The organism is Anabaena lutea FACHB-196 (assembly GCF_014698305.1).
Taxonomy (GTDB): Bacteria; Cyanobacteriota; Cyanobacteriia; order Cyanobacteriales; family Nostocaceae; genus Anabaena; species Anabaena lutea.
This window is the reverse complement of the sequence record NZ_JACJST010000014.1, coordinates 109,114-123,154: the sequence shown is the minus strand read 5'-3', so window position 1 is coordinate 123,154 and position 14,041 is coordinate 109,114. Positions and strand designations below refer to the sequence as shown.

At 36.6% G+C, this 14,041-nt stretch carries 11 protein-coding genes; 6 read left to right on the top strand and 5 right to left on the bottom strand.

The window, feature by feature from the left end:
* Window positions 1–315 precede the first annotated feature (315 nt).
* The 4 genes from H6G59_RS16190 (at window position 316) to H6G59_RS16175 (ending at window position 5,293) form a co-directional block, all read left to right on the top strand.
* Window positions 316–1,335: an O-antigen ligase family protein gene (locus H6G59_RS16190; protein ID WP_190716137.1), complete on the top strand. Its 1,020-nt coding sequence runs from the start codon at window positions 316–318 to the stop codon at window positions 1,333–1,335.
* 108 nt (window positions 1,336–1,443) lie between these two features.
* Complete coding sequence (locus H6G59_RS16185) at window positions 1,444–2,586, top strand: glycosyltransferase family 4 protein (RefSeq protein WP_199332054.1); 1,143 nt, start codon at window positions 1,444–1,446, stop codon at window positions 2,584–2,586.
* A gap of 58 nt (window positions 2,587–2,644) precedes the next feature.
* Window positions 2,645–3,787 (top strand): glycosyltransferase family 2 protein, encoded by a 1,143-nt coding sequence (locus tag H6G59_RS16180; RefSeq protein ID WP_190716135.1) that lies wholly within the window; start codon window positions 2,645–2,647, stop codon window positions 3,785–3,787.
* Window positions 3,788–3,907: 120 nt separating this feature from the next.
* Window positions 3,908–5,293, top strand: coding sequence for a hypothetical protein (locus H6G59_RS16175; RefSeq protein ID WP_190716133.1), 1,386 nt, complete (start codon window positions 3,908–3,910; stop codon window positions 5,291–5,293).
* Between the two features lie 35 nt (window positions 5,294–5,328).
* On the opposite strand, the gene H6G59_RS16170 is transcribed toward H6G59_RS16175, so the two are convergent.
* Together H6G59_RS16170 and H6G59_RS16165 are read right to left on the bottom strand one after the other, a co-directional pair.
* Window positions 5,329–6,564, bottom strand: coding sequence for an LL-diaminopimelate aminotransferase (locus H6G59_RS16170; protein WP_190716130.1), 1,236 nt, complete (start codon window positions 6,562–6,564; stop codon window positions 5,329–5,331).
* A 447-nt stretch (window positions 6,565–7,011) separates the two neighbouring features.
* A complete protein-coding gene (locus H6G59_RS16165; RefSeq protein WP_190716128.1) occupies window positions 7,012–8,607 on the bottom strand; it encodes a peptide ligase PGM1-related protein in 1,596 nt (531 codons plus the stop codon).
* 824 nt (window positions 8,608–9,431) lie between these two features.
* Between H6G59_RS16165 and H6G59_RS16160 the strand changes: the two genes are divergently transcribed.
* Both H6G59_RS16160 and H6G59_RS16155 read left to right on the top strand, forming a co-directional pair.
* Window positions 9,432–10,289, top strand: coding sequence for an SDR family oxidoreductase (locus H6G59_RS16160; RefSeq protein ID WP_190716127.1), 858 nt, complete (start codon window positions 9,432–9,434; stop codon window positions 10,287–10,289).
* 158 nt (window positions 10,290–10,447) lie between these two features.
* Entirely contained in the window at window positions 10,448–10,705 is a 258-nt protein-coding gene (locus tag H6G59_RS16155; protein WP_190716125.1) for a hypothetical protein, read from the top strand.
* A gap of 158 nt (window positions 10,706–10,863) precedes the next feature.
* Here H6G59_RS16155 and H6G59_RS16150 read toward each other — a convergent pair whose 3' ends face one another.
* The 3 genes from H6G59_RS16150 to H6G59_RS16140 form a co-directional block, all read right to left on the bottom strand.
* Window positions 10,864–12,411, bottom strand: coding sequence for a mercuric reductase (locus H6G59_RS16150; protein WP_190716123.1), 1,548 nt, complete (start codon window positions 12,409–12,411; stop codon window positions 10,864–10,866).
* A gap of 160 nt (window positions 12,412–12,571) precedes the next feature.
* Complete coding sequence (locus tag H6G59_RS16145; RefSeq protein ID WP_190716121.1) at window positions 12,572–13,234, bottom strand: TVP38/TMEM64 family protein; 663 nt, start codon at window positions 13,232–13,234, stop codon at window positions 12,572–12,574.
* Between the two features lie 116 nt (window positions 13,235–13,350).
* Entirely contained in the window at window positions 13,351–14,040 is a 690-nt protein-coding gene (locus tag H6G59_RS16140; RefSeq protein ID WP_190716119.1) for a TIGR04283 family arsenosugar biosynthesis glycosyltransferase, read from the bottom strand.
* Window position 14,041: the final 1 nt, after the last annotated feature.

Sequence of the window (14,041 nt, the reverse complement as noted above, 5' to 3'; positions counted from 1 at the left end):
TTTTCTAAAGAAAATATTTGAATATGCTTTCTAGATTTGAACTTTTCAAGTGAATAAATTTATTTTTTCTGAAAATAGATGAAGATTTTTTACTCCTTGTTCAGCATCTTAGTATTATTATTTATAATAATATTTCTCCCCTTTTATTTTTACTACGAAGATGAAAGTATCCTTCTATTAAGAAATATTTATTATTTAATTTCTCTTCTTGCCTCCAATATTCTAATATTTTTGTTTTTTTTAAGAGTTAAATCAAAATCTAAGTTATTTCCCATTTTTTCATTCTTTTTATTTGCCTTTTTTTCTTGGACTCTTATGAATTTAGTAATTAGTTATAGTTACTTTGCTACTCCAGGTTCAGATAGCGATATAGTTGCTTTATCATATTGTTTTATGGCACTTGCATTCAGTATAAACTTTGTACAAATTTCTCAAAAACCATATTTTTCGAGCTTGCTTTTCATCATATGGACAATCATTAGCTATTTTATAATTTCTAAAATAGACCCTATATATTTTCAATCTATTTATGGTGTAAATAATCCCAAATTCGCTGGCGTTTATCAATATATTGGTGATACATTTGCGCTTGTATCAATAGCAATAACTGCCAGAATATCAACTTTAAAAGGATTGCCAAAATTTAGCTTTCTTTCGAGAAATGCAAAATATACTAATCAATTAGTACGGTTAATAGTGGTCTTTTCAATATTGGTTTCATCTATTATTATTCTATTCTTCAATAGTTCAAGAGCATCATTTTTTTCTTTTATTATAGTTAGTACATATATGCTTTATTGCTTATTAGTGACATTGAGGAATAAAAAGTTTATTTTATTATTTATCATAATTTCATCGCTAATTTTATTTTCTACGTTTGCCGATAGTTTCAATAATATGATGATAGAATACAATTTATTGTCGAATAGAAATCTTTCAGCAGTAGAGACAGGCTCAGATGGTTCTTTAGATTTGAGAATGGATTTCTATGCATCAGGTATTAAAGATATAATCAACAACCCTATTTTTGGTAATTACTCAGAACGAACTCTAGATAGTGGAAGGGGTACATACATACACAATTTTTTAGCCGCATTTCAAGATTTTGGATTTCTCACTTTTTTTGCTTATTTGGGTTTAGTCATTTTCTGCGTAAAACAATTTTTAAATTCATGGAAATCTGTCAATGATTATGAGTGCATTTTTTTTAATAGCCTTTTAATTTTTAATGTTATCCAAATTTTAATATTTAGACACCCTTTAGGTTTATATGCTATATTTGTTAATTTCGGAATAGCATTAAAGAGATTATGCAAAAGCACTGTAAATTTATGACTAATAAATCTTGAAATAAAAACTAACAGGCTAGACATTAGAGCTATAAGCTGGAAGGAAATTTAGGGTAATTCTCCAATTTAAATAATGTATTAACTTCCTATAAAAATGTTGGAAAAACAAAAAAAGCCAATTAGAGTTTGCCATCTCACATCAGTTCATCCTTACCAAGATACACGTATTTATGTTAAAGAATGTTCTACTTTAGTTGGTGCAGGTTACGAAACACATCTAGTGGCTAATGATGCACCAAATGAAGTTATAGAAGAAATTCACCTTCATTCTGTTCCAAAAATAAAGCAAAACCGTTTATTACGTATGACTAAAACGGTTTGGCACGTTTATCAACAGGCTTTGGCAATTCAAGCAGATATTTATCATTTCCACGATCCGGAATTAATTCCACTTGGACTTCTATTACTCAATCAAGGTAAAAAAGTTATATACGATATTCATGAAGATGTGCCAAGAGATATTTTGAGCAAATACTGGATTCCTAAAATTTGGCGGAGGATGATTAGTTGGCCTGTTGAAAAATTAGAAAATTTTGCAGCGAAACGCTTCACTGCTATTGTGGCAGCAACGCCATTCATCTGTGATCGTTTTTTAAAACTAGGGTGTTTTGCGGTCAATGTTAATAATTATCCGCTCCTCGATGAATTATCCTTAACAAACACCAGTTGGGAGCAAAAGGAAGCCGTTGTCTGTTATGTAGGCTCGATTACAGAAACGCGAGGGATTTTTGAAATGATAGAAGCTATTGGGAAAACGGATAATTGTTTGCTGCTGGGTGGTAAGTTTGCATATCCCGATCAACAAAAAAAAGCAGTGAGTATGACTGGATGGGCAAATGTCAAAGAATTAGGGTGGCTTGGTAGAAAGGAAGTAGCTCAAACTTTAGCAAAATCAATGGCAGGTTTGGTTTTGTTACATCCAACAGTTAGTTTATTAGATTCACTTCCAGTGAAGATGTTCGAGTATATGTGTGCTGGCATTCCTGTGATTGCTTCTAATTTTCCTTTGTGGAAAAAAATCATTGAAAGTAACCAATGCGGCATTTGTGTTGATCCTCAAAATCCTCAAGCAATTGCTACTGCAATCCAATGGGTAATTAATCATCCCCATGAAGCAAAACAGATGGGTGACAATGCTAGACAAGCAATAATAGAAACATACAATTGGGAACAAGAATCAAAGGTATTGCTGAAACTCTACAAAGATATTAGTGAGCAAATTCTCACAGGTTTGTAAGTTTCAATAAATATGCAATTTTTACTTTTAACAACATTTGAATAAGGGGTATAAACATATGGAATCGAGAACATCAGTAAAACAAGTAATTTCACCCTCTGTTTCTATTGCTATTCCTGTTTATAATGAAGCACATTATATAGAAAAACTTGTGTACTCATTTCTAGCAACACTTTATCCAAATTTGGTTGAAGTTATGATTGCAGATGGTGGTAGCACTGATGGTACTCAGGATATCATTCAACATCTCTCAACTGAAGATTCACGAGTGCGACTTTTGCATAATCCTCAAAAAGTTCAATCTGCGGGTCTCAATTTAATTTTGCTACATTGTACAGGTGATATTTTCCTCAGAGCAGACGCTCACTCAGATTATGCCTCTGATTACATTGAAAGATGTGTGGAACTACTCCTGGAATCGCAAGCACTCAATATTGGTGGAGCAACTCGTTTTGCTGCTAAAACACCTTTTCAAGCAGGAGTAGCACTAGCATCAAAAAGTTTTTTAGGAGGGGGAAGTGCAAAGCATCGTAATCCTGATTATGATGGCTATGCTGACACACTTTTCCTTGGATGTTTCTGGAGAAAAACGCTGCAAACAGTATCCGGATACAGCACTGACGCAACAACGAATGAAGATGCTGAATTGAATCTGAGGTTGCAGAAGTTGTTTGTTGATATGAATCAAATACCGAGTCAAGATACTGGAGTGCAGCAGAACTTAATGGGTAAAACTTACGGAGCAGTTTATGTGAGTTCTAAAATTAAAGTCTGGTATTATCCCAGAAATACATGGAAATCTCTGTTAATTCAATATTTTAAGTATGGAAGAGGTCGATATCTGACAGATGTAAAGCATCCTAAATATTCACCAATTCGAGGTAAATTACCATTTGTGGTAATTTCTGGAACTATTATCATGGGAATAATTAGTTTTTTTGTACAATTTTTACAACCTTTTTTTAAAGCTTTAATTCTAGTAGGTTTGTTGTCAATAATACTAGAAGGATTACGAGTAACTAGCAAATTTAGTAAAAATTTTAGTAAAGAAATTTGGCGGGGTGTCGAACATCAATTACCTTCCACTTTGAGTTGTTGGTTTTTTTGTGTAGTATCGTTAACAACAATGCTGATTGCACATTTTGCAGGATATGCTTACCAAAATTTTCGTCATAACATTTTAAAAATTAGTGGTTGGTAAATTATAGAAAAACATATCAACTTTAGATATTTATGTTTTTCCAAATAGGAAAAAATATGTATTTATTTTTTCATGTAAACTCTGAGCAATTCGTCATGATTAGTTTATTTAGGATTGACTATGAATTCAGATAAATCTGTTATATTACTGGAATTTAATGAGCTTTGCCCTTCATTAATTGAAAGATTTATTCAAGAAGGAAAGTTACCTAACTTCCAGAGACTCTATGAAGAATCAGAAGTTTATATAACCGATGCAGAAGAAGAACCACCATATTTAGAACCTTGGATTCAATGGGTGACAGTACATTCTGGTGTCCCTTATAGTGAACATCAAGTATTTCTTCTGGATGAGGGATATAAACTCAAGTCAAAATCGATTTGGGATATTCTTTCAGATGCAGGATTAAAAGTTTGGATTTGTGGCAGTATGAACATTAGCTACAATCCCTCATTAAATGGTTATATCATGCCCGATTTTTGGAGTACAAAAATTACTCCAAATTCTGAAGAATTATTGCTATATTTCCGATTTGTTCAAAAACAAGTCCAGGAACACACAAATGATTCTGTTCCCCTTAATACTGGAGATTATCTGAGGTTTCTGGACTTTATGAAGAATCATGGACTTTCACTAGATACAATTAGTGCTATTATCCAACAATTAATTCGTGAGAAAATCACAGGAAAATACCGTTGGCAACGTGCAACTATCGCAGACAAGCTTCAGTTTGATTTATTTCGCTCCTACTATCACAAAATTCGTCCGCGGTTTTCTACTTTTTTTATTAATAGTACAGCCCATTTTCAACATATGTACTGGCGGAATATGGAGCCAGATAAATTTCAAATCAAACCATCAGTAAAAGAACAGATTGAATATGAAAATGCAATTTTGTATGGCTATCAAGAAATGGATAAACTGATAGGTAAATTTCTGAATTTATCAGATGATAAGACTACTTTTATTTTATCTACAGCTTTAAGTCAACAACCTTGTTTTACCTATGAGGAAACTGGAGGAAAACGTCTTTGTAGGCCGCGTAAGTTTGAAAGTCTCTTAGATTTTGCAGGTGTGAAGAGTAATTATATTTGCTCTCCAGTCATGGCTGAAGAATTTCATGTCAGGTTTGAAAATGAACAAGATGCAACTGAAGCAGAACAAAAACTGATAAATTTACAAATAAATCAGCGTCAGATAATGCGATTAAGACGCAATGGTAACGATATTTTCGGTGGCTGTGGAATTTTTGAAGAAATACCACAAAATGCAATTTTGAATATTGCCAACAGCAAAAAATCAATCCCATTCTTTGATATTTTTTACCAAATAGAAGATATAAAAAGCGGAATGCATCACCCAGATGGTATTTTATGGATTCGTAAGCCAAGCTGTAAGCATTCGATTCATGAGGGTAAAATTTCTCTGTGTTCTATTGCTCCAACTATTTTAGAGTTATTAGAGATTCCTAAAGCAGATTTCATGAAGGGAACTGCACTGGTTTAAGCAGGGTGGGCATTGCCCACCAAAACTTACTAAACCTAAACCTTAAACTTTTCAGTAATGCGTTTCATTGCTTCTTCCACATTTTCCCGACTATTAAATGCAGAAATGCGGAAATAACCTTCACCCGCAGCACCAAAACCAGAACCAGGAGTTCCCACAACATTTACAGTTTCTAGCAGCTTATCGAAAAATTCCCAACTGGATAAACCATGAGGAGTTTTCACCCAAACGTAAGGTGCATTTACGCCACCATAAACTGATAAACCAGCGGCTGTTAATTGCTCCCGAATGATTTTGGCATTTTCTAAATAGAAGCTTACCAAAGCTTTAATTTGCGCTTGTCCTTCTTCAGAATAAACCGCTTCCGCACCCCGTTGGACAATGTAAGAAACGCCATTAAATTTGGTAGACTGGCGGCGGTTCCACAACTTCCACAGTTCTACATTGGAACCATCAGCGGCTTTAGCTGTGAGTGTTTTGGGAACGACGCTTAAAGCGCAACGTGTACCGGTAAAGCCGGCATTTTTAGAAAAGGAACGAAACTCGATCGCACAATCTCTTGCACCTTCAATCTCGTAAATCGAGTGGGGAAGGGAAGAATCGGTGATATAAGCTTCGTAAGCAGCGTCAAAAAAGATGATTGAACCGTTGGCTTTTGCGTAATCTACCCAAGCTTTTAGGTGTTCTTTGGTGGCAGTTGCGCCTGTGGGGTTGTTGGGGAAGCAGAGATAAATTAAGTCAACTTTTTGGGAAGGAATTTGTGCGGTAAAGTTGTTTTCAGCGGTGACAGGGAGATAAACTAAACCGTCAAATTCGCCTTTATCGTTGGCGTTCCCGGTGTTTCCCGCCATGACGTTAGTATCGACGTACACAGGGTAAACTGGGTCAGTTACGGCTATGGTGTTATCATGACCAAAAATATCGAGAATATTGCCGTTATCGCACTTGGAACCGTCGGAAATGAAGATTTCATCAGCTTCTATTGCTGCTCCCCTGGCTTGGAAATCATGAGCGGCAATTTTCTCCCGTAACCAAGCATAACCTTGTTCTGGGCCATAGCCTTTGAAAGTTGTGCGATCGCCCATATCTTCTACAGCTTTAATCATAGCTGTGCGGCAAGCTTCTGGCAAAGGTTCGGTAACATCACCAATCCCCAACCGGATGATTTTAGCATCAGGATTGGCTTGTGCAAAAGCATTTACCCGGCGACCAATTTCGGGAAATAGATAACCGGCTTTTAGCTTCAGGTAGTTGTCGTTAATAGTTGCCATATTAGATATTGAAAAAAATGCACTTTTATCAGCTTATATCATGTTCACTTAATTACTTATCAAAAAAACTTAAACCATCAGTCTTAATTGTAAGTTTTTAGGACTTACGCAAGACTAACGGGAAAAACGAACTGCGTATCCCTTAGAGGATGTCTGAGAAGTATCAGAATTGATCAAGATCCCCCCTCACCCCCCTTTCCCAGGGGGGATAAATTACTCAAAGTCCTCTTTTTTAAGGAGGATTTAGGAGGATCTACAAGTGTTAGATCCCACACGAAAAAGTTTTCAGACATCCTCTTACGGAACCGTAAGGAAAGACGCAAAGGACACAAAGAAAAGAGGGTTTGAGAGATATTTTGCGTAAGTCCTGGTTTTTAACCAAACACGATATTAAACCTTACCAACATCTACCCCTTGGGAATATGTTGAATTTTGAATTGGTATTACTTAGACATCCCCAGCAATGGGAAAAGCAAAATCTGAAAACAGGCTATAACTATTATTGTCGCCGCTAGTTTCTTGATCGAGAACTTCGATAACTTTGTTATATATATCTTCCGCTTGTTGGGGAGAATCACCAATACTGGTTAATCCCAACTTGCCGAATTGGGAAAGGCAACCCATAAGATGAAATACTGTACCTGTCTCGGTTCCGCTATCAAAATGTAATCTGTGATGGGCGATGATATCCATTAAATCGTTAGGTAATAATCCCCGATAACGGTCTTTTTGTAAGTTGTCTGTAGCAATGTAATATTTAGCTCGTCCTTGCTGGCTATAAAATAAGCCAGTGGATAGGTCATAGTTGCCATTAGTTAATAATTTCAAAGTCATAAAAGGGTGAGTAGTTCCACCTTTGCGGAGGTTAATTTCAATTGCTTGAATATCCCACTTACCATTACCTTGATCAACTGTGACAAAATCAACACCAAATCTTTCTAATGCGCCTTTTTGTGCCAGTTGTTTGCCAACTTTTAAGCCTAATTCTTGCAATTGTAATCGATAGCTGGCATCTGCGGGAAAGCGACAACCCAGATAAATTTGTCCGTCTGGGCCACCGAGAATTTGGTCATGGGTGGAGAGGATTTCTACTTCTCCAGCTGGTGTAATGCGTCCTTGCACACTGGGAGAACGCTTGATTTCTCCTTCTACAAATGCTTCAACTATTGCACCTAACTCTGGGATACGTTGAGAGAAATTTGCCCAAGTTTCTTGTGGGGCTTGGAAGCGCATAGTTGAGAAGCGATCGCTAATTGCTGCTACTCTTTCACCATGAGAACCTTGACCGGGTGCAACATCTATCAATGGGCGGAGATCCAATAGTGCATTTCCTTCCCCAGAAATCCCCTCATTTAGCTTCACTACCATCCGTTTTAATGTCGGTTGACGTTCCCATAAATCAGCCGCTGCTATGGCTAAATCTGGGAAATTGCCAATTAATTCGCTACCATCTGGATGAGGAACATCGCTTTGTCCAAAAATTTGCCTTCCTCCACTTTTTGTCCCCCAAATCTGCAAATCTGGTGCAGCCGCATAAAGGGGTACACCTAATTGTAGTGATAATTCAGCTTCCCAAAATGTGGAATTGTAACAAGTCATAAAAGCTTTATCTAAACGTAAAGCTTGGCGAATTCGTTCTATTAAGCGAGGACGTTCTAAAATCTTTTGACTTAGAGGTTTAAGGGAAGAATCATAAGTCGAAAGTAGTAATAAGCGATTACGAGCATGGGAAAATGGGATTCCTGGCAGAAGTTGTAGATAGTAATCGATAATACTGGGATGTAGGGGAATAGAGGTAATATAAATTAACCGCGTGCGAGGGTTTCGTAAGCGGATTAAAGAAAATAGCAATCTTTCTTCATAATGTTCACAACCTTCTACCTTTTGTAGTTCCCGTTGGTCGATGCTTAAAGAGGGGATAATTAAGATATCCGCTTCGCTGTTGTCAAATAGCTCGCTTGTTTTCCAGCGATCGCGTAAAGTTAATTGTAAATTGCGAAACTTATCAACCTGCTCTAACTCAGAAATATTTATTGTTACCATAACCCATACCCTGACTAGATCCCAATTCTGACTCATTATCTCAGGTATATCCTAAGGAAGAGTTGAGATGCTAATCTGGAGTGTATCTTTTTGTAAATTAATCAAACAAGCCCAGATTAGGCTCTGGGCTGTCAGGTATTTCATCAGCTATTTAAACTATTACCAAAATCTTACCAAAACAGAGGTTTTTACTCTCAAATTCACCTTTTCAATTCCGCCTAATTACTTATACAAAATACATGATTTATTTTTTAGATAACCTACACCTTAAGAGTGAGAAAAATTAGTATTTAATTATTGCTGGCGAACGATAACTTTTTCTATTTGTTCAAATAAATTAAGAGTAGATTTTAGAGTAAATATGCCATTTCTCTAAAGTTGTGTACTTGTTTTCAGGAATTTGATGAAAATCGAGTGTGTAGGTGTGAGGTTAGAGATTAAATATTCATGCATTCATGCACAATTTCCACAAATTAATGCCTTTGGCAAATATCTGAGGTCAAAAAGTCTGAATTTGCAAAGGAGTGGAAGTGAAAGCAAAACGTAGACCTTGGGTTGATTTTTCGATCCAAGGTTTATTTTTACTGATTAGGAAACACCAAAAAATAAATTACCCAAAAATCGTAGGTTAGGACGGTAGTCCGTAACCCACCATAAATTTAGGGGATAATGCTGGGTATAGCTATGCGGGACAGGCTAAGTGCAAAGCACACGCTGTGCGAACGCTAGAGCGTAGCGTAACCCACCCTACACATTGGGGATTTTTTTATTTGGAAGTCCCTTAGTATGTGAGTTCTCAACAGCCAAATTAGGGTTAAATAATTATGCCAAAAGAAAAGAAATTACAACCGCCACAAACACAGAAAGCTCCTGGTATTGAATCAGAAATGAAACCCAAACCTAAAGCTGAGGATGAAGGATATCGGGGTAGTGGAAAATTAGAAAATAAAATTGCTTTAATTACCGGTGGGGACAGTGGTATTGGTCGTGCTGTTGCTATTGCCTTTGCTAAAGAAGGTGCAGATGTAGCGATAGTTTATCTAAAAGAACATGAAGACGCTAAGGAAACAAAAAATTTAGTCGAAAAACATGGACGTAAGGTAGTAGCAATTGCAGGTGATATTACTGATGAAAGTTTTTGCCAGCAGGCTGTACAACAAACCGTAGATGAGTTTGGTAAACTTGATATTCTTGTCAATAATGCTGCTGAACAACACCCTCAAAACAGCATTGAAGATATCACTAAAGAGCAGTTAGAACGAACTTTTCAGACTAATATTTTCTCGATGTTTTACCTAACTAAAGCGGCAATGAAGCATTTACAAACAGGCAGTTCTATCATTAATACAACTTCGGTAACTGCTTACAAAGGCAATGCAAATCTAATAGATTATTCCTCTACCAAAGGTGCAATTGTGGCGTTTACACGTTCCCTATCAGCGAATTTAGTATCTAAGGGAATTCGTGTCAATGCTGTAGCACCGGGTCCGATTTGGACACCTTTAATTCCCTCAACCTTCCCCGCAGAAAAAGTAGCAGAATTTGGCAAGCAAGTCCCAATGCAAAGAGCCGGACAACCCGAAGAAATAGCACCAAGTTTTGTATTTTTAGCTGCTGATGACGCTTCTTATATGTCTGGTCAAGTGTTACATCCAAACGGTGGAGAAATAGTCAACGGATGATTTTCATCATATGGACATAATATAGAGGAGAAGGGGAAAATTCCTAATTTCTATTTTTATCCCCATCTCTTGAAAGATCTATTTAATTAGAGGGATGAATCGATCTTCAATGCCTGTTAGGGTATCAATGTAAATAGTTATATGTAATAACTACGTTTATGGTATCCTTAACACCATTGCATGGTACAGAACTCGTAGATTGTGCTAGAGCCAATGCCAATCTGGGAATAGAAACTGCGGCTTATCAATGTGGCTATGGCGATAATCTAAAAAGATTTGCTCAAGAACTACGCCAAGCTTGTGAGAAAATGAATTTAAAAGTTAAAGAACTCAATGAACTGATTACCGACCAGGACATGATTTTAAAATTGGGTACTGGAGAAATTATTGCTCCTGATACGGCTTCAGAACTTTAAAAATTAAAAATTGAAAATTGAAAATTGAAAATTGAAAATTGAAGACAGTTGGAGTCGGGGAAACTTACCCCAACTCAACTGAGACTACGTGTAGATATAGGGGTCTTAAACCCTAGAATTTACGATAAATATTGGCAATTTGGGTAAAAATCGCCCAATCAAGAAAATCTGGGTAAAAATCCTAAGATTTTTTTACTATTTGGTGTCAGTAGTGTGCGTCGATAAGTATCCGCTGCTTTTTTAATCGCTTCGGCTTGAGTTGGGTAAGGATGAATCACACTACTGAGTTTGCTAAGACCGATTTTATTGACCATGGCGGTGGTTATTTCCGAAATCATTTCCCCCGCATGACTAGCGACAATAGTTGCACCGAGAATTTGATCTGAACCGGTTTTGTAATGGATTTTCAGAAATCCTGATTCTTCACTATCTGCGATCGCACGATCTACACTACTAAAAGGAATCTTAATAGTCGTGATCTCAATACCCATTTTTTGAGCCTCATCTGCATACATCCCCACATGGGCAATTTCCGGGTCAGTATATGTTACCCAAGGCATCACCAGCTTACTGAGTTGAGCGCGTCCCACACCAAAAGGAGAAAATAGGGTATTTTTAATCACAATTCGCGCCGCAGCATCTGCTGCATGGGTAAACTTCCAATCCATGCAGATATCGCCAGCCGCATAAATTTTAGAATTTGTAGTTTGCAAATAATCATTTACCTTCACACCTTGGTGTTTGTCATACTCCACACCCACTTTTTCTAAATTCAAACCTTCCACATTTGGCGCACGTCCAGCACCTACTAAAATTTCATTGACTGTGACAGAATCTCGATGTCCATTCACAGAAAAATAAAGCCGTTTTCCTTCTGTAACTGTCACCACTTCTTCTATCTTACAATTCAGCACTAAGCGAATACCTTCAGCCATCAAAACCTGTTGCAAAATTGCTGCTGCTTCTCCATCTTCTTTATTTAAAATGTGAGAACCACTATGAAATAATGTCACTTCACAACCCAATCGACGGAAAGTCTGCGCCAATTCGCAACCAATCGGTCCGCCACCAATTACCGCTAACTTTTCTGGTTTTTGAATTAGGGAAAAAACCGTTTCATTAGTTAGATAACCCGCTGCTTCTATGCCAGTAATTGCAGGTTTAACTGCTCTTGCACCAGTAGCAATCACAGCCTTTTTAAACTTAAGAGTTTTGCCACCAACCTCCACGGTATTGTTACTCGCAAACCTACCATCACCGAAAAAGACATCAACACCTAAATTTTTAAACCGATCTGCTGAATCATGATGACTAATACTAGACCTAATTCGCCGCATTCTTCCCATAACTGTAGCAAAATCAATCTCAATATGTTGGGGAATATTAATACCTAAATCCTTAGATTTCCACATTTCCCCAACTGTACGAGAAGACCGAATTAAAGATTTAGATGGTATACAACCCACATTTAAGCAATCTCCACCCATGAGATTCTTTTCAATTAATGCTATTTTTAAACCCAAATCTAAACCCGCAGCACCCGCAGCCACAACTAATCCTGCTGTACCTGCACCAATTACTACCAAATCATAGTCATCAGCGGGTTGAGGATTAACCCAATTTGATGGATGAACATTAGCAACCAAATTTTGATTATACTCATCCATTGGCAAAACTGTAACTCTCTCAAATTCTGTAGTAGACATTATGTATTACCTCTAAAGGGTGAAGTATAAACTATGTTTTTGATTCTAGTCTTCACTTAATCTGTTATCTTTACCATGAATATACCCTCAGCAATATTTTGTCAGTTTTGTATTTAACAATTCCCATATAAACTAATAAGATTTATAAAATCTATAAAATCTATAAAACTTCTTCCTCTAAAGCTTTCTTGGCTACACTGGTAACATAAATGGTGACAGCCAATGTGGCTATAAAACTCAAAATTTTAATCACCCATGTGAGAGTCATATTTGTAGGTTGGGCTTCTGTGCCAATCAGTGCGATGTTTCCAGCGAATGAACCAATGTAAACATACATAATTGTTCCCGGAATCATGCCGACAGAACCGAAAAAATAGTCTTTGAAAGAAACTCCTGTAATTCCCAAGGCGTAATTTAATAAATTGAAAGGAAATAGCGGCGAAAGTCGTGTTAAAAAGACAATTTTTAAGCCTTTCTTACTCACGGCTTTGTCAATAGCAGTAAATTGTTTGTTATCTGCAATCTTTTTGTCCACCCAATTTCTAGCTACATAACGTCCTATTAAAAATGCTGCTATAGCACCGAGAGTTGCACCAATAAACACATAAACAGAACCCCAAAATACACCAAAAACAACACCAGCACCTAAAGTGAGAATTGCAGCTGGTAAAAAAGCAATAGTAGCAATAATATAGATGATAATAAAAGCTATTGCTCCTATTGTACCCAGGCTATCAATCCAATATAATGCATTTTTTATAATTTCTGTAAGATTAAAATCAGATGAATGAATAGATTCTTGTAATAAAAGTTGAATATTCATAATTCCCAAAATTTTGATGTATTTAATAATGTGAAATTTAATCGTAATTATGAAATTTTTAACGATTAATAATTACTATCTTAGTGCGAAATACCTACAATTTACCTAAATTTTTCTTACCGATACCAACTGCGAATTCGCTGTGGTGAAACACCAAGTAAATATGTAAGAATGATGATTTGATTAAGTATAGTAATTGTAAGAATTCCCTTTTTTAGCCATTTACGTGGAGATGTGATTACAGGCACGGAAACAATAGCAATTTTACCCAAGCGTTTTAGCCGTCGGATAAGTTCAAAGTCTTCCATAATCGGCAAGTCAGGAAAATTACCAATTTGCTTAAATGTGGCTTTAGTTAAAAAAATAGCTTGGTCGCCGTAGGGTAGTTGCCAAAAGTGCGATCGCCATTTCACTCCCCATTCTACCAAACGCAGTCCCCCATGCGGTGCATCTATCCGTAAAGCAAAAGCACCAGCTACAACTTTTGGCTTTTGTAATGTAGTGCGAATCATCACATCAAAACCATTGGGTAAACGAGTATCTGCATGGAGAAACAAAACAATTTCTCCACTAGCAATTGCTGCACCAGTATTCATTTGTACAGCCCGACCGGGAGGAGAGGAGATAACTGTTATACCTAATGATTGAACTATTTTCTGTGTATTATCCTTTGAACCGCCATCAACTACGATGATTTCTACATTAGTGCTGGGTTGAATACTAGCTAATGTTTCTGTGATATTACTGGCTTCATTAAGTGTGGGAATAATAATAGAAATTCTGTCCGTGGTGATATTTTGATTCACG

What these genes read in the sequence shown, in the direction of transcription:
- H6G59_RS16190 (WP_190716137.1), top strand. Translation starts at nt 316, where the DNA reads ATGAATTTAGTAATTAGTTATAGTTACTTTGCTACTCCAGGTTCAGAT.
- H6G59_RS16185 (WP_199332054.1), top strand. Translation starts at nt 1,444, where the DNA reads ATGTTGGAAAAACAAAAAAAGCCAATTAGAGTTTGCCATCTCACATCA.
- H6G59_RS16180 (WP_190716135.1), top strand. Translation starts at nt 2,645, where the DNA reads ATGGAATCGAGAACATCAGTAAAACAAGTAATTTCACCCTCTGTTTCT.
- H6G59_RS16175 (WP_190716133.1), top strand. Translation starts at nt 3,908, where the DNA reads ATGAATTCAGATAAATCTGTTATATTACTGGAATTTAATGAGCTTTGC.
- H6G59_RS16170 (WP_190716130.1), bottom strand. Translation starts at nt 6,564, where the DNA reads ATGGCAACTATTAACGACAACTACCTGAAGCTAAAAGCCGGTTATCTA.
- H6G59_RS16165 (WP_190716128.1), bottom strand. Translation starts at nt 8,607, where the DNA reads ATGGTAACAATAAATATTTCTGAGTTAGAGCAGGTTGATAAGTTTCGC.
- H6G59_RS16160 (WP_190716127.1), top strand. Translation starts at nt 9,432, where the DNA reads ATGCCAAAAGAAAAGAAATTACAACCGCCACAAACACAGAAAGCTCCT.
- H6G59_RS16155 (WP_190716125.1), top strand. Translation starts at nt 10,448, where the DNA reads ATGGTATCCTTAACACCATTGCATGGTACAGAACTCGTAGATTGTGCT.
- H6G59_RS16150 (WP_190716123.1), bottom strand. Translation starts at nt 12,411, where the DNA reads ATGTCTACTACAGAATTTGAGAGAGTTACAGTTTTGCCAATGGATGAG.
- H6G59_RS16145 (WP_190716121.1), bottom strand. Translation starts at nt 13,234, where the DNA reads ATGAATATTCAACTTTTATTACAAGAATCTATTCATTCATCTGATTTT.